Origin of the sequence: Bacillus hominis, from assembly GCF_030348325.1 — a bacterium.
GTDB lineage: Bacteria > Bacillota > Bacilli > Bacillales > Bacillaceae_G > Bacillus_A > Bacillus_A hominis.
In genome coordinates, this window is the sequence record NZ_JAUCFS010000005.1 from 4,887,622 (window position 1) to 4,914,546 (window position 26,925).

24 protein-coding genes are annotated in these 26,925 nt (G+C 37.6%); 6 read left to right on the plus strand and 18 right to left on the minus strand.

The window, feature by feature from the left end; all coding sequences use genetic code 11:
- Positions 1–198 precede the first annotated feature (198 nt).
- The 4 genes from glpX to spo0F all read right to left on the minus strand — a co-directional run bounded on the left by glpX (position 199) and on the right by spo0F (position 4,426).
- Positions 199–1,164 (minus strand): class II fructose-bisphosphatase, encoded by a 966-nt coding sequence (glpX, locus tag QUF93_RS28030; protein WP_002123765.1) that lies wholly within the window; start codon positions 1,162–1,164, stop codon positions 199–201.
- Between the two features lie 183 nt (positions 1,165–1,347).
- Positions 1,348–2,637, minus strand: coding sequence for a UDP-N-acetylglucosamine 1-carboxyvinyltransferase (gene murA, locus QUF93_RS28035; RefSeq protein WP_289360863.1), 1,290 nt, complete (start codon positions 2,635–2,637; stop codon positions 1,348–1,350).
- A gap of 352 nt (positions 2,638–2,989) precedes the next feature.
- Positions 2,990–3,847 (minus strand): class II fructose-bisphosphate aldolase, encoded by an 858-nt coding sequence (locus QUF93_RS28040; RefSeq protein WP_002123762.1) that lies wholly within the window; start codon positions 3,845–3,847, stop codon positions 2,990–2,992.
- A 210-nt stretch (positions 3,848–4,057) separates the two neighbouring features.
- A complete protein-coding gene (gene spo0F, locus QUF93_RS28045; RefSeq protein ID WP_000398595.1) occupies positions 4,058–4,426 on the minus strand; it encodes a sporulation initiation phosphotransferase Spo0F in 369 nt (122 codons plus the stop codon).
- A gap of 201 nt (positions 4,427–4,627) precedes the next feature.
- On the opposite strand from spo0F, the gene QUF93_RS28050 reads away from it, so the two are divergent.
- Positions 4,628–5,152, plus strand: coding sequence for a DUF2529 domain-containing protein (locus QUF93_RS28050; protein ID WP_289360864.1), 525 nt, complete (start codon positions 4,628–4,630; stop codon positions 5,150–5,152).
- A 32-nt stretch (positions 5,153–5,184) separates the two neighbouring features.
- Here the strand turns inward: QUF93_RS28050 and pyrG are convergent, their stop codons facing one another.
- From pyrG to QUF93_RS28090, 8 genes are all read right to left on the minus strand, one after another.
- Entirely contained in the window at positions 5,185–6,792 is a 1,608-nt protein-coding gene (gene pyrG / locus QUF93_RS28055) for a CTP synthase (protein WP_289360865.1), read from the minus strand.
- Positions 6,793–7,049: 257 nt separating this feature from the next.
- On the minus strand, positions 7,050–7,583 hold the full coding sequence (gene rpoE, locus QUF93_RS28060) for a DNA-directed RNA polymerase subunit delta (RefSeq protein WP_289360866.1): 534 nt from the start codon (positions 7,581–7,583) through the stop codon (positions 7,050–7,052).
- Between the two features lie 190 nt (positions 7,584–7,773).
- Positions 7,774–8,403 carry a TetR/AcrR family transcriptional regulator gene (locus QUF93_RS28065; protein WP_289360867.1) on the minus strand — a complete coding sequence of 210 codons (630 nt, stop codon included), beginning with the start codon at positions 8,401–8,403 and terminating at the stop codon, positions 7,774–7,776.
- Between the two features lie 64 nt (positions 8,404–8,467).
- A complete protein-coding gene (gene acdA, locus QUF93_RS28070) occupies positions 8,468–9,607 on the minus strand; it encodes an acyl-CoA dehydrogenase AcdA (protein WP_289360868.1) in 1,140 nt (379 codons plus the stop codon).
- 22 nt (positions 9,608–9,629) lie between these two features.
- A complete protein-coding gene (locus QUF93_RS28075) occupies positions 9,630–10,760 on the minus strand; it encodes an acyl-CoA dehydrogenase (protein ID WP_289360869.1) in 1,131 nt (376 codons plus the stop codon).
- Between the two features lie 72 nt (positions 10,761–10,832).
- Positions 10,833–11,684: a 3-hydroxybutyryl-CoA dehydrogenase gene (locus QUF93_RS28080; protein ID WP_289360870.1), complete on the minus strand. Its 852-nt coding sequence runs from the start codon at positions 11,682–11,684 to the stop codon at positions 10,833–10,835.
- Between the two features lie 54 nt (positions 11,685–11,738).
- Entirely contained in the window at positions 11,739–13,022 is a 1,284-nt protein-coding gene (locus tag QUF93_RS28085) for an acetyl-CoA C-acetyltransferase (RefSeq protein ID WP_128281730.1), read from the minus strand.
- A gap of 9 nt (positions 13,023–13,031) precedes the next feature.
- A complete protein-coding gene (locus QUF93_RS28090) occupies positions 13,032–15,143 on the minus strand; it encodes a (Fe-S)-binding protein (RefSeq protein WP_289360871.1) in 2,112 nt (703 codons plus the stop codon).
- Positions 15,144–15,599: 456 nt separating this feature from the next.
- Between QUF93_RS28090 and cls the strand changes: the two genes are divergently transcribed.
- The 3 genes from cls to QUF93_RS28105 all read left to right on the plus strand — a co-directional run bounded on the left by cls (position 15,600) and on the right by QUF93_RS28105 (position 20,587).
- Entirely contained in the window at positions 15,600–16,793 is a 1,194-nt protein-coding gene (cls, locus tag QUF93_RS28095; RefSeq protein ID WP_289360872.1) for a cardiolipin synthase, read from the plus strand.
- 33 nt (positions 16,794–16,826) lie between these two features.
- Positions 16,827–17,780, plus strand: a complete 954-nt coding sequence (gene uvsE / locus QUF93_RS28100) for a UV DNA damage repair endonuclease UvsE (protein ID WP_289360873.1) — start codon at positions 16,827–16,829, stop codon at positions 17,778–17,780.
- A 128-nt stretch (positions 17,781–17,908) separates the two neighbouring features.
- Positions 17,909–20,587: a DUF4084 domain-containing protein gene (locus QUF93_RS28105; RefSeq protein WP_289360874.1), complete on the plus strand. Its 2,679-nt coding sequence runs from the start codon at positions 17,909–17,911 to the stop codon at positions 20,585–20,587.
- A 16-nt stretch (positions 20,588–20,603) separates the two neighbouring features.
- On the opposite strand, the gene QUF93_RS28110 is transcribed toward QUF93_RS28105, so the two are convergent.
- The gene (locus QUF93_RS28110; RefSeq protein ID WP_000734736.1) at positions 20,604–20,750 is read right to left on the minus strand and encodes a quorum-sensing peptide PapR; all 147 of its coding nucleotides are present in this window, start codon (positions 20,748–20,750) and stop codon (positions 20,604–20,606) included.
- Positions 20,751–20,837: 87 nt separating this feature from the next.
- Complete coding sequence (plcR, locus tag QUF93_RS28115) at positions 20,838–21,695, minus strand: transcriptional regulator PlcR (protein WP_000542930.1); 858 nt, start codon at positions 21,693–21,695, stop codon at positions 20,838–20,840.
- Between the two features lie 409 nt (positions 21,696–22,104).
- On the opposite strand from plcR, the gene QUF93_RS28120 reads away from it, so the two are divergent.
- Positions 22,105–22,428, plus strand: coding sequence for a bacillolysin (locus tag QUF93_RS28120; protein ID WP_289360875.1), 324 nt, complete (start codon positions 22,105–22,107; stop codon positions 22,426–22,428).
- Between the two features lie 12 nt (positions 22,429–22,440).
- Here the strand turns inward: QUF93_RS28120 and QUF93_RS28125 are convergent, their stop codons facing one another.
- Genes QUF93_RS28125 through QUF93_RS28140 form a run of 4 tightly spaced genes read right to left on the minus strand, consistent with a single transcriptional unit; the run spans position 22,441 to position 25,801 of the window.
- A complete protein-coding gene (locus QUF93_RS28125) occupies positions 22,441–23,043 on the minus strand; it encodes a response regulator transcription factor (RefSeq protein WP_002123732.1) in 603 nt (200 codons plus the stop codon).
- Positions 23,040–24,167 carry a sensor histidine kinase gene (locus QUF93_RS28130; RefSeq protein ID WP_289360876.1) on the minus strand — a complete coding sequence of 376 codons (1,128 nt, stop codon included), beginning with the start codon at positions 24,165–24,167 and terminating at the stop codon, positions 23,040–23,042. Before QUF93_RS28130 ends, QUF93_RS28125 begins: the two co-directional genes overlap by 4 nt.
- A complete protein-coding gene (locus QUF93_RS28135) occupies positions 24,168–24,902 on the minus strand; it encodes an ABC transporter permease (RefSeq protein ID WP_002123729.1) in 735 nt (244 codons plus the stop codon).
- On the minus strand, positions 24,899–25,801 hold the full coding sequence (locus tag QUF93_RS28140; RefSeq protein ID WP_289375955.1) for an ABC transporter ATP-binding protein: 903 nt from the start codon (positions 25,799–25,801) through the stop codon (positions 24,899–24,901). The genes QUF93_RS28135 and QUF93_RS28140 overlap by 4 nt, the downstream gene beginning before the upstream one ends.
- Positions 25,802–25,961: 160 nt before the next feature.
- On the opposite strand from QUF93_RS28140, the gene map reads away from it, so the two are divergent.
- Entirely contained in the window at positions 25,962–26,756 is a 795-nt protein-coding gene (map, locus tag QUF93_RS28145; RefSeq protein WP_078179533.1) for a type I methionyl aminopeptidase, read from the plus strand.
- Positions 26,757–26,925: the final 169 nt, after the last annotated feature.

Sequence of the window (26,925 nt, forward strand, 5' to 3'; positions counted from 1 at the left end):
TCTCACTCGAAGCAAAAAGCGCTTCAAGGTCGAGAGTTCCAATGCCCTGCGATTCTGAACGAGCTGCTTACGCTTTTTATTTAATCCAGTTCCAGCGGCTAGAATGGTCGGTGGCTTCACTTCTTCCTGCGAGGCAAAAGGCGCCTCTACGTCAGAAGCTCCATCCCCCTCCCATTCTGAACGAGCTGCTTACGCTTTTTACTTAATAACCAAATTTGGTTTTTTATTTAAGCTATGGCGGCCATCTACGAAGCGTACTGTACCTGATTTTGCACGCATAACAATGGATTGTGTTGTTCCGACGCTACCTTTAAATTGAACGCCTCGTAATAGTTCTCCGTCTGTTACACCTGTTGCTGCAAAGATTGCATCGTCACCTCTTACTAAGTCTTCCATACGAAGGATGCGATTTATATCTTCAATGCCCATTTTTTTACAACGTTCTAATTCAGCTTCGTCTTGTGGTAAGAGCTTTCCTTGAATTTCTCCACCTAAGCATTTTAATGCAACTGCTGCTAATACACCTTCAGGTGCTCCACCAGAACCGAATAGAATATCTACACCGGTACGGTCGAATGCTGTATTGATTGCTCCAGCTACATCTCCATCGTTAATTAACTTAATACGAGCACCAGCTTTACGAATTTCTTCAATAATTGCTTGGTGACGTGGACGATTTAAAACTGTCGCTACAACATCTTCGATATCTTTATTTTTCGCTTTCGCAACGGCACGTAAGTTGTCGATAATAGGTGCGTCGATATCAACTGCCCCAACTGCTTCTGGCCCAACCGCTATTTTATCCATGTACATGTCAGGAGCATGCAACAAATTACCGTGATCTGCAATTGCAATAACAGCAAGTGCATTCCAGCCGCCAGCTGCTACGATGTTTGTCCCTTCTAAAGGATCAACTGCAACGTCTACACGTGGTCCATATCCTGTACCTAATTTCTCTCCGATATATAGCATTGGCGCTTCATCCATTTCACCTTCGCCAATTACAACTGTACCTTTCATCGGAATTGTATCAAATACATCACGCATAGCTGATGTTGCTGCACCGTCTGCCTCATCTTTTTTTCCGCGCCCCATCCAACGCGCTGATGATAATGCTGCAGCCTCTGTTACACGTACTAACTCCATAGATAAACTTCTTTCCACAATAATCCCTCTCCTTTAAGTCTTTATATTTCTGCCGTATTTTGTGAACCGTGTTTTTCTATAAAGTGCACTTCCGTCAGTAGTGATTCTTCGCTCCCCATTAACGGAAGTATCACCACCTTATCCCAATTGGTGAGGGCTAATAATCAGTGGGGGATGCCCCATACTGATTATAGTTTCACTTTATGCGTTCTTCATTTCTTCAATTTCTTGCTTTGTCATTTGTTCTCGCCAAATGTTTGCACCAAGCCCTTTAAGCTTGTCTACTATATTTTCGTAACCTCGATCAATATGATCAAGTCCCGTTATTTCTGTAATACCATCTGCCATTAAACCCGCAATAACAAGGGATGCACCAGCTCGTAAGTCACTCGCTTTCACCTTCGCACCTTGCAATAAAACAGGTCCAGTCACAATTGCTGAACGGCCTTCTACTTTAATTTGTGCGTTCATACGGCGCAATTCATCAATATGCTTGAAACGTGCGCTGTAAATTGTATCAGTTACAACTCCTGTTCCATGCGCTTTTGTTAAAAGCGTTGTAAACGGCTGTTGTAAATCTGTTGGAAACCCTGGATATACAAGCGTTTTTACATCAACTACTTTTAACCTTCTATTGCCGTTCACTGTAATTTGGTCATCGTTTGTTTCAACTTGAACACCAGCTTCTCTTAGCTTCGCAGTAACGGATTCTAAATGCTGAGGAATAACATTATCAACCGTTACTTCTCCTCCTGACGCTGCTCCTAAAATCATATACGTACCAGCTTCAATACGGTCTGGAATGATAGTGTGGTGACAACCATGTAAAGAATCCACACCATCAATTCGGATTACATCTGTACCAGCACCTTTAATACGCGCTCCCATACTCGTTAACAATGTAGCTACATCAATAATCTCTGGTTCTTTCGCTGCATTTTCAATAACAGTTCTACCTTTCGCTCGTACAGCCGCTAGCATAATATTAATCGTCGCTCCCACACTAACAACATCTAAATAAATACGCGCTCCACGTAGTTCATCTGCTCTTAAATAAATGGCACCTTGTTCATTTGTAACATGTGCACCTAATGCTTCAAACCCTTTAATATGCTGATCAATCGGTCGCGGCCCTAAATGACATCCACCTGGAAGCCCAATAACAGCTTTTTTAAAACGGCCAAGCATTGCACCCATTAAGTAATACGAGGCGCGCAATTTTTTCACTTTTCCATTTGGTAAAGGCATCGCAACCATGTTAGAAGGATCTACTACCATCTCTTCCTCCTGCCCATAAGTTACTTTCCCTCCAATTTCCTCTAGTAAGTCTCCTAACATTTTCACATCCGAAATATTAGGAACGCCACCGATAGTTACTGGAGTATCTGCTAAAATCGTCGCTGGAATTAATGCAACAGCACTGTTCTTTGCACCACTCACGCGAATTGTTCCATTTAAAGCTCTTCCGCCTTCGACTAGCAATTTTTCCATATTGAGCTCCCTTCTTGTGAATGTATTTACCTTCTACTACCTCTTTATAAGAAGTAGTAGAAGGCTCCCCTTAAGAATCTCAATCCCTCTTTCCACCCTAAACCTCAATAAGTAGAAAACCATCACCTGTAGTTCCCATGCTGTACAAATAGATGAAAATTAACTATTCATCGAATCTAATTCATCAATTCAGATACTTATCACATTTATTAATAGGACTATGCACATTATTTTCTATATTTGCAGCCTAAAAATTCACTTTATAAAATCTTTAGACTTGTTCACGCTTTCATTATACAACGAAAGGAAACCGTCTAAAAGACTAGACGGTTTCCAAAACGGAATTTTATTCTTACGCTTTACCGTTAGAACCGAACTCACGCATTTTACCAGCAACAGTTGCTTTGATAGCGTCGCGGCCAGGTCCAATATATTTACGAGGATCGTAAACTTCTTGGTCTTTGCTTAATGCTTCACGAACAGCTTTTGTAAACTCAATTTGGTTCTCAGTGTTTACGTTAATTTTTGAAGTACCTAAAGAAATAGCTTTTACGATATCAGCAGTTGGGATACCAGTACCACCGTGTAATACTAAAGGTACGCCAGTGAAGTCGCGAACTTGTTCCATTTCTTTGAATCCTAAGTTAGGCTCACCTTTGTAAGGACCGTGTACAGAACCTAAAGCTGGAGCTAGGCAATCGATACCTGTTGCTTCAACAAGGTGTTTACACTCTTCAGGATCAGCGTAGATAACGCCTTCAGCGATAATGTCATCTTCTTGTCCGCCAACTGTACCAAGCTCAGCTTCTACAGATACGTTACGAGCATGTGCATATTCTACCACTTTTTTAGTAGTTTCAACGTTTTCATCGAATGGGTGGTGAGAAGCGTCGATCATTACAGATGTGAAACCTGCATCGATTGCTTCTTTACATTTTTCGAAGCTTGAACCATGGTCAAGGTGAATCGCTACAGGAACAGTGATGTTCATTTCTTCGATTAAAGCTTTAACCATAGCTACAACTGTTTTGAAACCAGTCATATGACGAGCTGCACCCTCAGATACACCTAAGATTACAGGAGATTTTTCTTCTTCCGCAGCAGCTAAGATAGCTTGAGTCCACTCTAAGTTGTTCATGTTGAATTGACCAACTGCGTATTTTCCTTCTAGTGCTGTGTTTAGCATTTCTTTCATAGAAACTAAAGGCATGGTGAATCCTCCTAAAAAACGTTTTTTGTATCCGATAAATTCTTATCGCTGGTAGTATGACCAGAATAAGGTAAAATATGTATATTTACATACCGGACTTCTTTCTACACTCAATAGGATAACAACTTGTACTCAAAAACTCAACCGTATTCACCTGCTCAACAGTCCATGTAAACGCTTTTTTCCATATTTTTTATAAAAAATTCATTTTTACGCCTCTACAGCAAGCTGATTTCTCACTGCTTGACGAATTTCATCAATATCAAACGGTTTAGCAAAGTGCATTAAAGCTCCTAAATCTTTCGCTTCTTGAATCATATCTAATTCTCCATAAGCAGTCATTAAAATCACTTTAATACTCTCATCAATTTCTTTTACATGTTTTAAAATCTCTATACCATCCATACCTGGAATTTTCATATCTAACACTACTAAATCCGGATTATCTTTTTTAACGATATCTAAAGCTTGAAATCCATTCGCTGCTTGGAACGTCTGATAACCTTCTTTTTGGAACACTTCATGCAATAAAACACGAATGCCATATTGATCATCAACGATTAAAATTTTCCCTTCCATAACTCCCAACCTTTCTGTGTAAGTACAAGATTTAAAGCTTCTTATATCTTATCGATTTATTTTCGCTATTCTTTGCCAAATTCCTTCCTGTTCTTTCTTATTTTACCGTTTCCTATTTTGTTATGCCACCTACTATTTCCCCTTTCAAAAAAAAATAAGCTATAATGGGAACCAACTAACACGAAAGAAAGGAGCAACAACATGTTAAAAATTTTCTCAACTCAATTAAGTGGATATTTCTCCAGAATTTCTCAAAAAGAGGACATGAATATAGAAGATAGCGCTCGTCTACTTGCCCAAGCGTTAGTTGGCGATGGCTTCATTTACTTGCATGGTACAAACGAAATGGAGGGCGTTGTTTCAGAAGCATTATTTGGCGCTGAACCAATGAAACAAGCAAAACGTTTAATAGAAAACGGTGAACTGGCGGCAGTGACTTCTGCGGACCGCGTACTTCTTATTAGTCGTTTTTCAACAGATGAAGAGGTTGTGACGATTGCAAAAAAACTTCAAGAAGAAGGCCAATCTATCGTTGGTATATCAGCTGTTCATGAAGGTCCCGAATCGTTAGAACAATATACAGATGTACATATTGATATAAAACTGTTAAAGGGTCTTATTCCAGATGATGAGGGTAACCGCTATGGATTCCCAAGTTTAATTATAGCTTTATTTGCTTATCACGGATTGAAATTCACAATTGATGAAATGTTAAATGAATATTAAAAAAAGCGCCCTATTTCAGGCGCTTTTTTTTATTACTTGCTCTCTTTATTCGTAATAGAAGCACTTACGAAATCATGGAACAATGGTTGTGGACGGTTTGGACGAGATACAAGTTCTGGATGGAACTGTGCTGCCACGAACCAAGGGTGGTCTTTTAATTCAATGATTTCAACTAGACGGCCGTCTGGGCTTGTACCAGAGAATACAAATCCTGCTTTTTCCATATCCGGACGGAATTGATTGTTGAACTCATAACGATGACGATGACGCTCATATACAACCGGCTCACTGTAAGCTCTGTAAGCATTTGTTTCTTCAGCAAGCTTACATGGATATAGACCAAGACGAAGTGTACCACCTAAGTCTTCTACATCTTTTTGTTCTGGTAATAAGTCGATGATTGCATAAGGTGTGTCAGGATTAATTTCAGAAGAGTTAGCCCCCTCTAATCCTAATACGTTACGTGCAAATTCAATCGATGCAAGTTGCATACCTAAGCAAATGCCTAAGAATGGAACTTTGTTTTCACGAGCATATTGAATCGCAACGATTTTACCTTCTACACCACGATCGCCGAAGCCACCTGGTACAAGGATACCGTCTGTGTCTCCTACTAATTCTTGTACGTTCTCTGCTGTTACGTGCTCAGCGTTTACCCATTTCACTTCTACATCTGTATCGAAAGAGTAACCTGCATGACGAAGTGCTTCTACAACAGAAATGTATGCATCTTGAAGCTCTACGTATTTACCAACAAGAGCGATTTTTGTTTTCTTAGAAAGGTTACGTACTTTATTAACTAGCGCAGTCCACTCTGTCATATCTGCAGCTGGATTGTCTAATTTTAAGTGATCGCAAACGATTTGGTCCATGTTTTGTTCTTGAAGAGATAATGGAACCGCATATAAAGTATCTGCATCGCGAGCTTCGATAACTGCTTTTGTATCGATGTCACAGAATAATGCAAGCTTGTCTTTCATATCTTGAGAAACAGGCAGTTCTGTACGAACAACGATAATGTTTGGTTGAATACCTAAGCTACGAAGTTCTTTAACACTATGTTGTGTTGGTTTTGTTTTCATTTCACCCGCTGCTTTTAAATACGGGATTAACGTACAGTGAATGTACATTACATTGTCACGACCGATGTCGCTCTTAATTTGACGAATTGCTTCTAAGAATGGTAGAGACTCGATATCACCAACAGTTCCACCGATTTCTGTAATAACAACATCCGCGTTTGTTTCGCGACCAGAACGGTATACGCGTTCTTTAATTTCGTTAGTAATGTGAGGAATAACTTGAACTGTTCCTCCTAGGTATTCACCACGACGCTCTTTTTGAAGAACTGAAGAGTAAATTTTACCTGTTGTTACGTTGCTGTATTTGTTTAAGTTGATGTCGATGAAACGCTCATAGTGACCAAGGTCTAAGTCAGTTTCTGCACCATCATCTGTTACGAATACCTCACCGTGTTGGTATGGGCTCATAGTCCCTGGGTCTACGTTAATGTATGGATCAAACTTTTGAATAGTTACGTTTAAACCACGATTTTTTAAAAGTCTTCCAAGAGATGCTGCTGTAATACCTTTTCCTAGAGACGATACTACACCGCCTGTTACAAAAATATACTTAGTCATGAAAAAGCTCCCTTCTACTTTGCTGTTATATAATCACCGTTGCAAAGCGCAACGTATGTAGATAACACTGTATCCATCTTATTGTTAGACTCTTTTTATATTCTAAACAAAAAACAAAAAAGAAAATTGCTCCCCTCATCACATAAAGTAATAAGTAGGGAGCAATTTTCTTTTATATTTACACTTTAAAAGTATTATCGTCCTTTTTTAAAGAGCCCAAAAATGATTCTACATGGACGATAATGAAAAGTCAAGAACTACCGCTCTTCCTCTTCTTCTTCTTCAGTTTCATCGTACTCAAGTTCTTCTTCTGCGAATTCATCATCATCTTCTTCTAAATCATCAAGATCATCATCGTCATCTGCGTCTTCTTCTTCAAGAACCTTGTCCAAATCTTCTACATCTTCTTCGTCTGCATTTCCTTCTGCATCGTCGAATTCATCTTCATCTTCTTCGATGTAGTCGTCAAAACCGTCCTCTTCAACTTTACGTTTCTTCTTCGGTTTTGGCTGAGGTAAGATTTCTTCATCAATTTGCTCATATGGGTACCAGCTACGTAGCCCCCAACGATTTTCTCCTAAATTGATGAAACGTCCATCGATGTTTAAATCTGTATAAAATTGTGCGAGTTTCGCATTAACTTGCTCTTGAGATAGTCCCAGCACTTGAGCGATTTCTTGAACCAACTCGTTGAATGTCGTTGCTTGTCTTTTATCCCCTAAAACGCTATGTACAACTTCAATCATTGAACATTCTTTTAGCTCTTCTGGTGAATATTGCTTAAAATTCACTTATGCGGCACTTCCTTTCTTCAAATATAACCTTATATACAACGGTCTGCCTAAAAAAATCCATACTATTCATTATAAACAAAAGTCGCACAAATATGCTACAAAAAAAACGGGAAACTTTTATCCTGCTATTTGCGGGCAGTAAACGCCCGATTGGTGAAGGCTAATAAAATTATAATTTGTCTATTCCTTATTTCGGAAACATATGCGCTCCTTGCAGTACATACCTAATTTGCATTTCAGTATATTCTTCAAGCGTATACAGCTTTTGCAGGGCCCAACGTCTAAATCCCCACATTTGTCCTTGTATGAAAATATTATGTGCAAGAAGCTGTATTTCCTTTTTACTTAGTGTAAATGTCCCATTTTCCGTACACTGCTCTAAAATATTCTCAAACATCCCGACCATTTGAAACTCTTTTTCTAATACATATGGGAGTGATTCTTTCGGTAAAAAACGTACCTCTTGATACATAATTAATACTTCTTCTTGCAATTCATCCATCACTTTAAAATAATTCGTTATCGCTATCTTTAAGCTTTCTATACTTCCCTTCTCTGTACACACTACTTCCTCTAACCGCTCTTTTACATGTTCATAAATACTATCACAAACTAAATATAATACATCATCTTTTGTGCGAATATATTCATAAAGTGTTCCGATACTAAATCCAGCCGCTTTCGCAATTTCTCTCGTTGTTGTACGCGGGAATCCTTTTTGCTTAAACAGCTGCACCGCACCTTTAATCATTTGTTCACGCCTTAACGCAACTAATTTTTCATCTTTCACTGACGCATGTACATTATGTTTAACCATCCCTTCACCTCTCTCTATTATTTTTGGAAGTAAAAAGCGTAGGAAAATACCTACGCTTTCGTTCCTACTTAGTTAACATACGAGAAATTACAAGCCTTTGAATCTCTTGTGTTCCCTCATATATTTGTGTAATCTTTGCATCACGCATATAACGCTCTACTGGATAATCTTTCGTATAACCGTAACCACCAAATACTTGTACCGCTTCAGTCGTCACCTTCATCGCTGTATCGCCAGCAAATACTTTTGACATCGCTGATTCTTTCCCGTACGGAAGCCCTTCCGATTCAAGCCAAGCCGCTTGGTATGTTAGAAGACGCGCCGCCTCCACATCCGTTGCCATATCTGCAAGTTTAAAGCCAATTCCTTGCTGCGCTGCAATTGGTTTCCCAAACTGATGACGCTCTCTTGCATATTCTACAGAAGCATCTAAAGCCCCTTGTGCAATACCAACCGCTTGCGCCGCAATACCATTACGACCACCATCTAATGTTTGCATCGCTACCTTAAACCCTTGTCCTTCTTCCCCGAGTAAATTCTCTACAGGAATACGGCAATCTTCGAACATAATTTCAGTTGTTGGTGAAGAGCGAATCCCTAACTTACTCTCCTTCTTCCCAACTGAAAATCCTGGTGTATCACTTTCCACAATAAACGCGCTCGTTCCACGCTGCTTCGAATCAGGATCTGTTAATGCAAAAACAACATAAATATCAGCAATGCCGCCATTTGTAATAAAGATTTTCGAACCATTTAAAATGTAATGGTCTCCATCTCGTTTTGCAGTCGTCCTCATTCCACCAGCATCTGATCCAGAGCTTGGTTCTGTTAAGCCATATGCACCAATTTTCTTCCCTTCAGCCATTGGGCGCAAAAACTTTTGTTTTTGCTCTTCCGTTCCAAATTTAAAAATCGGCCACCCAGCAAGTGAAGTATGTGCTGACAACGTTACACCTGTAGAAGCACATACGCGAGATAATTCTTCAATGGCAATTACATACGCCAAGTAATCGCTTCCAATTCCACCGTATTCTTCAGGCCACGGAATACCGGTTAAACCAAGCTCTGCCATTTGATCGAATAAAGCGCGATCAAATCGCTCTTCCTCATCACGCTCTGCTGCTGTCGGTGCTACTTCATTCCTTGCAAAATCCCGAACCATTTTTCTTATCATTTCATGTTCTTCTGACAATTTAAAATGCATTCCCGTCTCCTCCTCTTCCTTTTTATAAAGCTCGACTAATTACAAGCTTTTGTATTTCGCTAGTTCCTTCATATATTTGTGTAATCTTCGCATCACGGAAAAATCTTTCTACTGGATAATCTTTCGTATAACCATAACCACCAAATACTTGCACCGCTTCAATCGCAACTTCAACAGCTGTCTTAGAAGCAAATAATTTTGCAATAGAAGCTTCTTTACCGCATGATAATCCTTGCGCTCTAAGCGATGCCGCTCTATATACAAGTAATCGCGCTGCTTCTACGCTAGTCGCCATATCCGCGAGTTTGAATCCGATTCCTTGCTGCGCCGCAATTGGCTTTCCGAATTGCTCACGCTCTTTCGCATAATCAATCGCACATGCAAGCGCCGCTTCCGCGATCCCTAATGCCTGCGCTCCGATTCCAATTCGTCCAACATCTAAATTCGCCATTGCCACCTTAAATCCTTGTCCTTCTTCACCAAGTAAATTCTCGGCCGGCACTTTCATATCTTCAAACGTAAGTTGCACTGTACGAGAACCCAGAAGCCCCATCTTATGCTCATCTTTTCCGATGATTAAGCCTGGTGTATCTTCCTCTACAATAAATGCAGAAATACCACTTTTCCCCGCCTCTGGATTTGTAGAAGCGAATACAATGTATGTACTTGCTTCACCGCCATTCGTAATGAATACTTTCGATCCATTAATAATGTAGTGATCGCCTTTCTTTACAGCTCTTGATTTCAAACTACCTGCATCTGACCCTGCATTCGGTTCTGTTAGAGCAAATGCGCCTAAGTATTCACCAGTCGCCAGTTTAGAAACATATTTCTGCTTCTGTTCTTCTGTTCCGAAATACAAAATCGGATTCATTCCAACTGACGTATGTACAGCTAAAATTACACCAACCGTTGCACTTACCTTTGAAATTTCTTCAATCGCTAGAATGTAAGAAATAAAATCCATTTCTGCCCCGCCATATTTTGCAGGCGCTGGAATACCCATTAGTCCAAGCTCACCCATCTTTTGCAAAATCTCTTTTGGGAACACCCCTTGTTCCATACTAGGAACAAAGGGAGCTATTTCCTTCTGCGCAAAATCTCGAACCATTTTCCTCATCATTTGTTGCTCTTCAGTAAAGTGAAAATTCATGTATTTCGCCTCCGTTTGCTATATATCTTTTTAATAATTTGGTAAGACCACTATTTTAATAAAGGGAGGAATTTATTCGTAAACGTAGAAACCACGACCCGTTTTACGTCCTAACCATCCTGCATTTACATACTTACGTAATAATGGACATGGGCGATATTTACTATCTCCTAATCCTTCATGCAACACTTCCATAATGTATAAACACGTATCTAAACCAATAAAATCAGCTAATGTAAGTGGTCCCATCGGATGATTCATACCGAGTTTCATTACTTCATCAATCGCTTCTTTCGTCGCTACTCCTTCGTATAACGTATAAATCGCTTCGTTAATCATCGGCAATAAAATACGGTTCGATACAAACCCTGGGAAATCATTTACCTCAACTGGAACTTTCCCAATCTTTTTCGTAATATCCTCAATCGTTTCATACACCGCATCATCTGTAGCTAAACCACGAATAATTTCAACGAGCTTCATAACTGGAACTGGATTCATAAAGTGCATGCCGATTACTTTCTCCGGACGTTTCGTTACCGCTGCAATTTCCGTAATTGGTAGAGATGACGTATTCGTCGCTAAAATTGCGTGTTCTGGAGCAATTTCATCTAGATTCGCAAAAATTTTCTTTTTAATATCCATTTTCTCAACAGCCGCTTCAATAACAAGATCAGCTTCTTTGACACTATTGAAATCGAGCGTCCATGTAAGACGATTTAAAGTCGCTTCTTTCTCTTCTTCCTTCATACGGCCTTTTTCTACTTGACGGGCTAAATTTTTCGAAATAACAGCTAGCCCTCTCTCTAATTGCTCTTGCTTTAAATCTTGCACTTTCACATCATATCCTGCCATTGCACATACTTGCGCGATTCCCGATCCCATTTGTCCTGCACCAATTACAACAATCTTTTGTACACCCATTCTTTCTTCCCCCTTAATTTTTAATAAACTATATATCTTCTAATCTAATCTTAATTATTGAACTTCAATCATCACTGCGTCACCTTGACCGCCACCGCTACAAATAGAAGCAATTCCAATTCCGCCGCCGCGCTGCTTCAGTGCGTGGATAAGTGTAACGATAATACGTGCTCCACTTGCTCCAATCGGATGCCCCATCGCCACTGCGCCGCCATTTACATTCAATTTTTCTGGGTCGATCCCTGCAATTTCAGTACTCGCAATTGCTACCGCTGCAAATGCTTCATTAATCTCAAATAAATCGATGTCTTCAATTGTCTTACCTGTCTTTTTCAGCAATTCATTAATTGCATAACCTGGTGTTCTTGGGAAATCCTTCGATTCTACTGCAATCGCCGTATGCGCCAAAATTGTCGCCAATGGCTTTCTTCCTTCTTGCTTCGCTCTGTCCTCGCTCATTAATACAAGCGCAGCACCGCCATCATTTAGTCCAGGAGCGTTACCAGCTGTCACTGCCGACGTCTTATCAAAAACAGGCTTTAATTTCGCTAATTTTTCAATCGTTGTATCCTCGCGTGGCGCCTCATCCTTAGCCACAACGATAGGATCGCCTTTTCTTTGCTGAATTGTTACTGGTACAATCTCCTCTTCAAAACGACCTTCCTTATGTGCTGAAACCGCACGTTGATGGCTACGATATGCCCATTCATCTTGTGCTTCGCGAGAGATCCCATCCTCTTTTGCAACTTCTCCGCCATAAACACCCATGTGTATACCTGAAAATGCGCATGTTAAACCGTCTGCAACGTTTAAATCGATAACTTCGTTGTTACCCATTCTGTATCCCCATCTTGCCCCTCGTAAAATGTAAGGGCTGTTACTCATCGATTCCATTCCACCAGCTACAATCAGTGATTGGTCGCCAGTACGAATGATTTGATCCGCTAAAGTAACTGCACGAAGCCCCGACGCACAAACTTTATTCACCGTTTCAGTCTGCACTTCCCAAGGGATTCCAGCCGCTCTCGCTGCTTGGCGCGATGGAATTTGTCCTTGTCCGCCTTGAATAACCGTTCCAAATATAACTTCTTCAACATCACTAGCGGAAACATTCGCCCTTTCAAGTGCTGCCTTAATTGCGATTCCTCCAAGTTCTGTTGCCTTCACATCTTTTAAAGTTCCTCCAAATTTTCCAACTGGTGTTCTTGCAGCACTTAAAATAACTGTTTTACTCATGTTTATTTCCCCCATTTTCTTTATTAGCGCTGAGCGCTCGCTCGGTATTCCTACGTTGAGAAGAGGCGCAATTATTGCACCTCTTTCTAAAGTTGTATTCATTCCTACAAATTACATTGCTTCTTTCTTCTGTCCAATAACAGAGCGTTCTAAAATCTCTGTTACATCAAGAGTTTGAACTTTTTCTTCCACTTCTTTTGCTTTCGTACCATCGCTAATCATAGTTAAGCAATATGGACATCCTGTACCGATAATGGATGGCTTCACAGCTAGTGCTTGTTCTGTACGAGCAACGTTTATACGAGAACCTGTTGTTTCTTCCATCCACATTAAGCCGCCACCTGCACCACAGCACATTCCTGTTTCACGATTACGTGCCATTTCCACAAGGTTTACACCTGGAATTGCTTTTAAAATATCACGTGGCGCTTCATATACTTCGTTGTATCTTCCTAAATAGCAGGAATCATGGTACGTAACTGTTTCTTCAATACTGTGAACAGGTTTTAAAAGTCCTTCCTTCACCCACTGGGCTAACAATTCTGTATGATGATAGACTTCTGCTTGTAAGCCAAAGTCCGGGTACTCATTTTTAAATGTGTTATAAGCATGAGGGTCAATCGTAACGATTTTCTTCACTCCTGCTTTTTCAAATTCTTCGATATTCTTTGTCGCCATCTCTTGGAATACAAATTCATTTCCAAGGCGGCGCGGTGTATCTCCAGAGTTCTTTTCCTTATTACCAAGAATCGCGAATGAAATGCCTGCTTCGTTCATTAGCTTCGCAAATGATATCGCAATCTTCTGACTGCGATTGTCATACGAACCCATTGATCCAACCCAGAATAAGTATTCAAACTCTTCGCCAGCTTTTGATTTCTCTTTCACAGTTGGAACGGTTACTTCATCATCACCTTGGCGCCATGTTTCGCGCTCTTTACGGTTCAGACCCCATGGGTTTCCTTGACGCTCAATGTTTGTCATCGCGCGCTGTGCTTCCGCGTCCATTTTTCCTTCTGTTAAAACAAGATAGCGGCGTAAATCAATAATTTTATCAACATGCTCATTCATAACTGGACACTGATCTTCACAGTTACGGCACGTTGTACATGCCCAAATCTCTTCTTCTGTAATAACATCTCCGATTAAACTCGGATCGTAAGCTAGCGCTGTAGCTGCTGATTCTTGCTGCCCTTTTCCAGCTGCCATCATCGCTAATTGATTTCCTTGTGTATTATTAAAAGCGACAACCGGAACCCACGGTGCTTTTGATGTTACCGCCGCTCCTTTATCAGTTAAATGATCACGAAGTTTTAAAATTAAATCCATCGGTGATAACATTTTCCCTGTTCCTGTTGCCGGACACATATTTGTACAACGACCACATTCGACGCAAGAATATAAATCGATAAGTTGATTTTGTCTAAAGTCTTCAATTTTACCAACACCGAATGTTTCTTGTGTTTCATCTTCAAAATCGATTTTTTCAAGTTTTCCCGGATTTGAAAGACGACCAAAAAACACGTTAACTGGTCCAGCAATTAAATGCGCATGTTTTGATTGTGGAACATAAACTAAAAACGTTAACAAGATTAATAGATGCACCCACCAAGAGAAATAGAATACTGAAATGGCTACGGTTTCATTTATCCCTGAGAAAACGTAAGCGATTGCAGAAGCAATTGGTTCACTCCATGAAAGCTCCTCACCGTGCCATAGAATTCCCATCCCATTACCAAGTAGCACAGAAATCATTAAGCCACCGATAAAGATAAGAACAAGACCTGATTTGAAATTACGTTTTAAACGAACAAGCTTTTCAACATAGCGTCTATGAAAAGCCCAAAAGACTGCAATTAAAATAACAAGTGTGACAATTTCCTGGAAGAATGTAAATGCAGGGTATAGTGGTCCAAGTGGAAGATGCGATCCTGGTGCGAGTCCTTTCCAAACAAAGTCAATTGCTCCAAATTGGACAAGAATAAATCCGTAAAAGAACATAACGTGAATGATGCCGCTCTTTTTATCCTTCAGCAGCTTTTTTTGACCGAAAACATTGACCTTAAGAAGATCCCAACGCTCTTTAAAACGACGGTCAAATTCGATCTTTTTTCCTAGTTGTATGTAGGCCATCCTCGTTCGTATAAGATATACAAACAAATATCCCGCATAAGCAATAACAGCAATGGCAGCCAGCCAATTAATGATTAGTAAGCTATTCATTTTATGCTACCCCTCTCTTTGTAAGCCCTCTTTCTTTTTTTAGAATCTTTGAAAATATATAATTTTCTGAATTATATCCCCTATTCCCATTATATAATGAGTGAGCATTCAGTCAACAGTTTTTTGTTATACAACAACACATTTTTTCATAAAGCTGTTTATTTCGGTGAAACTATAAAGTGAAACTTTAATCAGTAGGGAGCTGTTTATTCCCTACTGATTATTAGCCCACACCAATCGGGCTTTTACGGGCTGTTGCCTCCCGCCTGACTCCTTTGAGTAAGCCTAATTTTGAGGTAGTAGGCTTACTGCCCGTTAATGCGGGGTAAAGTGAAACTTTAATCAGCGGGGCTGTTCATCCCCCACTGATTATTAGCCCGTAAATAGTGGGATAAAGTGAAATTTTGATTTGTAAAAAATTGATGGTGAAAAGACCGTGAAGGAGGGAATTTACTTATGTTTTTCTTATCTCTCTTGTTATTAGGCAGCGCTCTCTGGATTATAATCGACCTTTCATATGGAAGAATTGTTCATTTAAAGCGTGTACGTTCTCGTTCTTTCCCTTTACGTCAAAGTGATTTTCGCCTTTATACATACGGAAATAATCTGTACGATGCTCTCTTTACTGATATAAAACAAGCTAAACACCATGTGCACGTTTTATTTTTTATTGTAAAAAACGATGAAATAAGTCGTAAGTTTTTAAAGTTACTTATCGATAAAGCACAAGAGGGAATTGAAGTAAGACTTTTACTCGACCGGTTTGGAAGTCATTATTTATCAAAAGAAGTAATCTACTCCCTACAAAAGCATGGTGTTTCTTTTTCATTTTGTCACAAAGTAAAATTTCCTTTTCCTTTCTTTTCTGCAAATCAAAGAAACCATAGAAAAATTACAGTTATTGACGGGAAAATTGGTTATATTGGTGGGTTTAATATTGGTGAGGAATATTTAGGGCATAATCAAAGGTTAGGGTTATGGAGAGATTATCATTTGCGCCTTACAGGAGAAGGGATACAAGATTTACAAAAACAATTTTTACATGATTGGCTCGACGATACAGACCAAAATTTATTAGATTCATCTCTTTATTTTCCTACGCAACAACTAGGGACCGTTCTACATCGTTTCATCCCTACTGATGGTGCCTATTTACAAAATACATTTTTACATTTAATCGAAAGCGCGAAAAAAGAACTCTTTATCGGTACACCATATTTTATTCCTGGAAAAAAAATTATGAACGCATTATTAGAAGCACGAAAACGTGGGATTCAAATAACTATTCTCGTTCCACAAAAAGCTGATCACGCCCTCGTTCGAGAAGCAAAATTCCCATACTGCCGAAAATTAATACAAGCTGGTTGTAATATTTACGCTTTTCAGCAAGGATTTTTCCACGCAAAAATTATTATAGTAGACGATCATATTTGTGATATCGGAACTGCTAATTTTGATATGAGAAGTTTATATATTAACCATGAAATCAACTGCCTTTTATACGATAAACATTTCATACAAGAAGTAAAAAGCAAATTCGAGGAAGATTTGGAGCGCTCCTCATTACTTTCCTTTGAAGATGTCAGCCCTCTCTCCATTATTGATAGAGGAAAGGAATGGATAGGAACGATACTCGCGTTCTTTTTATAGGGAAATTTCAAGAGCTAAAGAGGTGCATCACATATGATAATGCGATTTGGATATGTCTCACATGCTATGGCATTATGGGACTGTTCGCCTGCCAAAACAATGACATTTACAAGCTGGCAAAAACTAAAACAACAGGAGCGTGAAGATAAATTATATAATGTCACACTACAAAATCTAGAACACACAATACGCATCCTTCATTACAATATTGCACACGAAATTCCATTATATCGTTTATCATCTTCTATCGTTCCGCTTGCAACACATCCTGAAGTTGAATTTGATTACATTCAAATATTTGCTCCACTATGGCGTAAAATAGGAGCATTAATTCAAGAACACAATTTACGCGTAAGTTTTCACCCAAATCAATTTACACTATTTACAAGCGACAAACCACATATTACAACTAATGCAATTACAGATATGACCTATCATTATAACGTGTTAAATGCTATGGGAATTGCAGATTCTTCCTACATTAATATCCATGTAGGTGGCGCGTATGGAAATAAGGAGCAGGCAATCGAACGTTTTCATGAAAATATACAAAAACTCCCTTACCATATAAAAAGACAAATGACTCTTGAAAATGATGATAAAACATATACAACTTCTGAAACTTTGGCTATTTGTCAAAAAGAAAAAATCCCTTTCGTGTTCGATTATCATCATCACATAGCGAACCTTTGTAATGAACCGCTAGAAGAATTACTTCCTATGATATTTAAAACTTGGTCACATACAAAGGTCCCTCCTAAAGTTCATATTTCTTCTCCTAAATCAGAAAAAGAATTTAGGGCCCACTCAGATTACATTGATTTAGACTTTATTAAACCTTTTTTACACATTGCAAAAAAAATTGATCATAATTTCGATATTATGATTGAAAGTAAACAAAAGGATTTAGCACTTATTCAGTTAATAGATGAAATTTCTTCTATAAGGGGAATAAAAAGAAAAAATGGCGCAACGTTACAATGGTAATTTGTAACGTTGCGCCATTTTTTCAAAAAAAAGTAATTCCTATAGTGAAAAATACTCCAATTTATATGCTATTATTTAAATTAGCATTTTTCCCCTGTGATTCAACTTTATTGAAACGGAGTTATAATATGATTAATCAGAAAAAATATGTACAATTTGTCATGATGTATATAATTATATTTTCTCTTTGGATATTCCTTATTCCTAAGGATTTAAATATAAAAGAAATTGGAATTCTCTTCTTATTTTGTTTTGCTGCAATCTTTTCTTGCTATTGCTTATATAAATCAATTAAGAAGATGACGCACGGTGACAAATTATTTTGGGTTTTACTACTATGTACTTGCCTATGTGGACTAGCTATGGAAATAACCTTATTTCTTCATGCACTTTCTATTTATGATCAAGTTATATTCTCATATAAAGCACTACCTTTTTTCATCATACAATATATTTTGCTCTTTTCTGGCTTTACTATAAAGTTTATAAAACATTACTCCATTAGAGGGCTTGCTCAATTTTCATTCGATAGCATATTCATTGTTATTATGAATATTTATTTTACCTTAACCTTTATTTTAGATATTTCCAGCTTTCGTATGTTGACGAAGGACATGTGGCTTTTGATTGGGTATTTTATCGCACAATCATTAGTAATTTACGCCGTTATTAGCCTATATAGGAGAGAGCGATATTCTTCTAGTAGAATATCATTAATTATCGGCTTTACTATCATACTTGTTTACGGATATATACACCTGCTTCAGCTAAACTTAGGCATGGAAACATCTTCTGAAGTCTCTTATTTAATACACACTGCTTCAATTTTATTAATTGGTTTATCGTCCATACTGTACATTGTAGATAAACCAATACAAAATAAAACGAAAATGAAATATTATCGATTCGATTATGTACGCTTTATATTACCTTATTTTAGTATAATCATTACTTTTTCCTTTATTGTTATTCAGCCTTGGGATGATAAGTTCATGCTAATCGGTCTAGTATTATCACTAATCTTATTATTCCTGCGACAACTTTACATGTGGAAAGATAATCAAGTATTAATCGATACGTATGAACAGTTGACTACACAACTAGAAGGAAAAGTCGAAGAAGGTGCATCTGCCCTATCAAAAAGTGAACAACGTTATAAATCTTTATTCGAAGATCATCCTGATGCTGTTTTTTCTTTAAATATGAACGGGATTTTCCAACAATCTAATAAGGCTTGTGAAAGTTTATTTACAGCCTATTATTGTGAAGTAACAAGCTATTCTCTTCTACACTTCATTGATCCACAAGATCATGAATTATTGAAGAAATCTTTACAAATGACAAAAGAAGGCAGACCACAAACGCTAGAAATTCGTACAAAAGAAAAAGAAGGATATTATTATTACCTTCACATTACATCCATCTCTATTTTTATAAATAAGGAAGTTGTTGGAATGTTTTGTATCGCTCGTGATATTACAACTTTATATGAAAAACAAAAGCAAGTAGAGCATATGGCTTTCCATGATGCACTTACAGGACTACCAAATCGCCGGAAATTCGAAAAAGATTTAAAAACGATTTTAAATACAGCTAAAAACACCACTAATGACGTTGCGGTCATGTTCCTCGACTTAGATCGATTTAAAAAAATTAACGATCGACTCGGCCATGATGTCGGGGATTTATTATTAATTGAAGTAGCAAAAAGATTACGTGGATGTTTGCGTTCAAAGGATATCGTTGCCCGCCAAGGCGGAGATGAATTTACGATTCTATTACCAGATATGTACTCTGAAAAAAGTGCTTCTTTTATAGCTGAACAAATTTTAACTACCTTAAATAAGCCTTACTTTATTAAAGATGAAGAACTTTCTGTTACACCGAGTATTGGAATTGCGATGTATCCGGAATACGGAACCGACGTAACCGAATTAATGAAAAATGCTGATATGGCTATGTATCGAGCAAAGGCTAATGGAAAAAATAGATTCATTTTCTTCTCAAAAGAAATGAGTATTGCTCAAAACGAAATACACTTCCTTGAAGGTGAGCTTTCAAAAGCACTACAACAAAATGAATTTTTCCTTGAATATCAACCGCAAGTAAATACAAAAACAAAACAAATTATCGGCTTTGAGGCGTTAATTCGCTGGAAACATCCCAAACTCGGAATTGTATCACCTGTCCAATTCATTCCTCTAGCTGAAGAAACAGGCTTTATTATTGAACTTGGTAATTGGATTTTACATACAGCCTGCTTGGAAGCAAAAAAATGGCATAACCAAGGCTTTTCTCACTTAAAAGTTGGTGTAAATTTATCTGTTGTTCAATTTAATCACGCAGATTTAATATCAACTATTTCAAAAGTCTTGGAAGAAACAGAACTAAAACCAGAAGCGTTAGATATTGAGATTACAGAAAGTATCGCGATTAATCAAAATCATTCTGTAATTGCTAAACTAGAAGAACTTCAAAATCTCGGTATCCAAATTTCAATTGATGACTTTGGAACAGGTTATAGTTCCTTAGCCTATCTAACAAAATATCCAATCAACACATTAAAAATTGCTCGAGAATTCATTTGTGGTATTACAAATAGTCCTTTAGAAGAAGCGATTATCGCTTCCATTATTACACTATCAAAAGAACTAAATTTAGAAGTTATTGCTGAAGGTGTAGAAACAGAGGGACAATGGGAATTTTTACATGAACAAGATTGTGACCACATTCAAGGATTCTTTATTAGTAAACCGGTTTCTAGTAAAGACGTTTGGATGTTACTCCACAAAAAAACAACCGTCTAAGTAAGACGGTTGTTTTTTAGTACTCAAAAGGTACATCTGAAGCTACTTGTATCTCTTGATCATTATAAGAAATTACTTGATTTTTCTCTAAAACTGTATCTCCTAATGAAATACCCCATGCCATCGCTAACGTTAATAGACTACCAATAAGTAGTTTTTTCATATTCCATCACCCGCATTTTTTCTTTAAATATATCATGAAAATTTATCCACATCTTATGCAATTATGCATATTTGTTTTTTGTTTTTTTTATTTCTTCATTTTTTTTATAATTGATTCTTTTAACGTATGGTTTCCTAATATATCGAAAAAGAAGCACGCTTTTTCGTAAGCATCTTCAATTTCTGCTCTATCACACTCGAGCTTTTCTAGGCATTCACCTTTTCGATAGTATAACTGTCCAATCAATGTCATACTATTAATTCGACACGATAGTTCAATGGCTTTATTTGCGTGACAAAGCGCTTCTTCGTATTGATTGTCTAAGTATAATGCTTTTGCATGATTATGTCTCACCTTCACATCAAACTCTTTATTATCATGTAATGCCTCTAATTGTTTTAATATATTTTCAAATAACTCAATACTCTTCTTAAAATAGCCATTTTCAGCGTAAATGTTTGCAATTGCGTTTTCAATATAAAGGTTCTGATATACATCTATTCCTGCCAATTGTTGATTGAGCAATTTCTTTAATTCTAAAATACAATATTCGTAATCGATTTTTTTCAATATGTAAGCAGCTACATAATATTGCCATTGAAGAAATTGCTGAAGCTCGGGATGATATTCTTCCTTTTTCAACTCATTCCATACCTTATTATAAATTTCTTTATATTTCTTTTGCTTACAAAGCATAATAATTCGATCTTTTAATTGCTTATTCCTCTCAATATCAGAATAAATGAGTACCTCATAAAAATGAATAATGGGAACTTGTAACTTCGCTGCAATACCTTGCAATATATCCATACTTGGGTATACCGCGCCCGATTCAATTCGACTCACTTCCGATTGATGACATATGTTCTCGGATAACTGCTTTTGTGTTAATCCTCTCATCACCCTAATTTTCTTAATTTCACTTCCTAGTTTTTCTGCGTGCATACTTACTCACCATCCCATTATAACAATCTAATTTTTTGAGTTGTCATACCACTACAATAATGTGAATTCGACAATTTTTGATATGAAATAATGCATAATATATATAAAATTCGGCGAATTTTTCATACAATCCATCTCACATAATATAATAGACTAGTAATTTTATAGATAAATTATAGAAAATTTGCCCGTGCTTTCGTTACATTCGGTCTTCTTTATCCTTTATCAGCAGAAGCTATTCACACCCAAGAACTAGATAGAAATGAAGTAAACGTTGAAATTGCTCAGCCTAGTTTAACGATTTAAAAATTAACACAACCTCAAAATGATACAAAAATATATGGCGAAAAAGTATTTAAAGGGTGAGATAAATGAGGCTAAAGCTCAACAAGAGTGAGTGACAACTGAAATGAATGTAGATTCCCAACCTACAAATAAAGATACAAAAAAAAATAAAACCGAAGTTCGCCTTGCACAAACTTACAAAAATTATAAAGTATATGGCCAAGATCTTATTGTAAAAGTAGATAAAAATGGAGTAATTACAACTGTTAGTGGTAAAGTTGTCCAAAATTTAGACCAACAACCTAATCTTACTATAACAAATTTTTTGTCGAAAAATGAAGTAAAATCTAAATTACGCGATATACTTCAAATTCTGAGCTATGCGACTGCGACGAAACTCTCTATTGAAATACTTGTTTATAAGAAAAAAGAAGTTTACCACTCTTAGGTAAACTTCTTTTTATATCCATCCCTTTTCTTCCGCAATTGTAATTGCCTCAATCCTATTTTTCGCATCGAGCTTCGTTAATACTTCAGAAATGTAATTACGAACTGTCCCAGGAGAAAGATAAAGTGCCTTCGCAATTTCATTTGCAGTCTTTCCTTCTTTCGCAAGTAAAAGCACTTCTTTTTCACGATCTGACAACGGATTTTGCTCCTGCCATAAGCCAAACATTAGCTCCTGAGAAATCTCTCGCTTCCCTTTCATAACATTGCGAATTGCTGAAGCTAAATCTTCACTCGGGCTATCCTTTAATAAATATCCGTGTACACCAGCTTTCATCGCTCTTTCAAAATAACCAGGACGCGCAAATGTTGTTAAAATCATTACTTTGCACGAGGATTTTTCTTTCTTTAACGTTTCAGCAACATCTAAACCACTTTGAATTGGCATTTCAATATCCATAATACTTATATCCGGCTTTAGCGATTCGATTAATTTTAGCGCCTCTTCACCGTTCGCAGCTTGCCCAATTACCTCAATATCATCTTCTAGATCAAGTAGGGCTCCTAACGCACCTCGAAGCATCCGCTGATCTTCTGCAATAATAATTCGAATCATGCCCTCACCTCATCTTTTCCTGTTCTAATTACAATTGGAACTTTCACCGTTAACAGCGTCCCGGGATTAATCGTATCCAATTCAACTATTCCATCAATAAGTGCAATTCTCTCCTTCATACCACGAATACCATTTCCATCATTATTTTGAGCCTCTAACCCAACACCATTATCTCCCACTTTTAAAATCAACTCACCTTGTGATTCTAATACAGAGACCATACACCGCGTCGCCTTACTATGCTTTACAACATTCGTCACTGCCTCACGTAAACACATTCCTAAAATATTTTGTTCAATTGGTGATAACGAACTCGCGCTCGCCTCTTGTTCTATTTCTAATTCGATATTAGCTGCTTGTAAAATCACTTTTATTTGCTCAAGTTCTTCTTCCACTGTAATCATACGCATATCAGAAATTAACTCTCGCAGTTGTTTTAAAGCGGTACGAGATGTTTGTGTAATTTCCTTCACCTCGATACTTGCGCGTTCTGGGTTCTTCACAATCAATTTCTCCACGAGCTGACTTTTTAAAGTAATAAGAGATAGTGTGTGTCCTAATGTGTCATGAAGATCTCTTGCAATTCGCTGACGTTCTTCACGTTTTACTAAGTCTTTAATTTGCTCGTTTGCTTCGTTTAGTTGATTCTTTAACATCTTTTTTTGATTAAAGTTACGCATTCCAAATGGTGTAAGTAGCATTAAAATAAACATTGGAACTATATTCACTAAACTCGGGATTGTTAGTTGATTAACATTTACAAATATAAAAGCCCCAAGCATTACAACTAATAAACCTAACAGCACACGAAACGCTTTCTTACTTGGCGCAAATCCCATCGCACTCGCCGTGAAATATCCAAAAAGTATCATGAAAGGATTATAAAATAAGGCAAATAAAAAGGTTAGTATCATTTGAATACATGCCCATAAAATGAACGTCTTTTGAACGAAATAAAGTTGACGGTATGTGACGATAAAAACTATCAACATACCGCTTCCTATCACAAGCTTCCACCCTGATACTTGTGTTAAATTATAAATTGGAAATAACAAATACACGAGCCACATATACGGGAAGAAACCCATCTGTTTCGGAAAAATCTCAAACTTCTTCTCTATCATTTATACCGCTTCCTGTCTTTTTCTTATATATATTGATATTACAACAAATATAAGGAAATAACCTCCTAGTACCGCGATATTTTCCCAGCCGATTGATTTTCCAGCTACAATATCCCATGCCCCGCTTCCGAAGTGGTATGTTGGTGTCCATTCACCGATAGATCTTAATACTTTTGGGAATACTTCAATTGGCATCCATAATCCACCGATTACAGCTAGACTCATATTTAAAATATTTGCTAATCCAGTAGCTGCATCCGCCTTCTTAATTGAACCTATTACTGTTCCGAGTGCTAAAAATGGTGTCACGCCTAATAATAACCATAATCCTGCACCAATCCATTGGCCTATCGTTAGCTCGACGTTATTAATTAATATTCCTGCCATAAAAATAACTAAGATTGAAAAAGCATTCACTACTGTTTGAGCAATAATTTTAGCTGCTAAATATGCCCCCTCTGGAAGTGGTGTGATTTTTAAAAGATGTGTCCACCCTTGCCCTTTTTCTTGAGAAAGTCTCACACCGAAACTAAAAAGTGCAGTTCCTACAATACTGAAAGTCGCCATTGAAATTAAATAATGTGCTTTCCAAGCATCTCCGTTCTGCGGGACTTGAACAACATTTGTAAAGATGTAATAAAACATAACTGGCATTAATAATGAGAAAAAGATAAATAATTTATTGCGGAACGTACGTAAAATCTCTATTTTACATTGCATCCATAGTGCTCTCATGCGATTTCCCCCTTCTGATTTGCGACAAACTGTTCAAATGCTTCATCTAAACTTCCGCGTTCAACTGAAATATCTGTTACAGGTAAGTTCTTTTGATAAATTGCTTGTAACGTGGCATCAGTATCCTCCGTTGTTAAAATAAATCGTCCCTCATTTGACTGTACTCCTGTTACATTCGGCAATTCCTTTAGCAAGCCCATAGGAATACTTTCTTTCGAATAAAATGAAATCGTTTTTCGAGAAATCGTCGCTTTCATTTCATCTGGCGTACCATCTGCAATGATTTTCCCATTCGCAAATAATAAAATTCGATCTGCTAACGCATCCGCCTCTTCTAAATAATGTGTCGTTAAAATAATCGTTTTCCCTTCACTTGCTAACTTTCTAATCGTTTCCCAAAATGTTTTTCGAGACGTGATATCCATCCCTACAGTTGGTTCATCTAAAAATAATAACTCTGGATTTCCTGCAAGTGCCAGCGCAAAATTTAACCTTCTCTTTTGACCACCCGATAATTTCTCACATCTTTGCTTTCGTTCTGATTCTAAGTTTGATACCTGCAGTAATGTTTCCTTCTCTACAGGGTTCGTATAATAACTACGGAATAACTCGATTGCCTCTTCTACCGTGATGCTGTCAATTACACTTACTTCTTGTAGCATCGCACCGAGGCTATTACGAACATCTCTATGCTTCGGGCTCTTTCCAAATATAGAAACATTCCCTTCTGTCGGATTTTTCAACCCGAGCATCATCAAAATTGTCGTTGTTTTCCCTGCACCATTCGGGCCGAGCAATGCTACTATTTGCCCTTTATTCACATGAAATGAAACGTTATTTACTGCTTTTTTATGTTTAAATGTTTTAGAAACACCATTTACCTCAATAATCTTTTCCATCTCTCCACCCCCGCCGTTTCTTATATTTACATTGTATGTGCTGGAAAAGTTAGGAAACAGTATGATGCGTCATGACATCCATATGACAATTGTCATGTATTCTTTATGAGAGGAATCAACCCGCATACCTCACGCGACGAGTAGCAGTACAAAAATAAACATGATACAATCGGATAAGACATATATTCGAGGAAGGACAGTGGTTTTCATGATTATTCGTAATGAACAAGATTTAGAAGGTTTACGAAAAATCGGCCGCATCGTTGCACTTGCACGCGAAGAAATGAAAAAACAAGCGAAGCCAGGTATGACAACGAAAGAGCTTGATTTAATTGGTAAAAAAGTATTAGACGAGAACGGTGCTATTTCAGCGCCTGAAAAAGAATATAAATTCCCAGGTGTAACTTGCATTAGTGTAAACGAAGAAGTTGCTCACGGCATTCCAAGCGATCGCGTATTAAAAGAAGGCGATTTAGTGAACGTAGACGTATCGGCAGCACTTGACGGCTATTATGCAGATACAGGTATCTCATTTGTTCTTGGAGAAGATGAAGAAAAAGAAAAACTTTGCCAAGCAGCAGTAGACTCTTTTTGGGAAGCAATGAAAAAAGTAAAAGCTGGCTCAAAACAAAATCAAATTGGTCGTGCTGTTTCTAACTTTGCACATAAAAGTGGATATAACGTAATCCAAAACTTAACTGGTCACGGTATTGGTCTTAGCTTACACGAAGCTCCAAACCACATTTTAAGCTACTATGATCCAATGGATAATGCGCTTCTAAAAGATGGTCTTGTTATCGCTGTAGAACCATTTATCTCTATGAAAGCTGATCATATTATTGAGCGCGGTGATGATGGTTGGACATTCGTTACACCAGATAAAAGCCTTGTTGCACAATGTGAACATACAGTTGTTGTCACTCGTGGCGAGCCAATTATTTTAACTCAACTATAATAGAAAAACAGCCATTTTGTAGGTTCCTTCTACTAAATCGGCTGTTTTTTATTATTTTTAAGTATGTAACATCCCTATAAACAAAAAGCTTATACAAATAAAAAGGTGATACATCAAAGTATCACCTTTTTAACGGGGTGAGGCTGTCCAAAAGTACGGAAAACTCTTG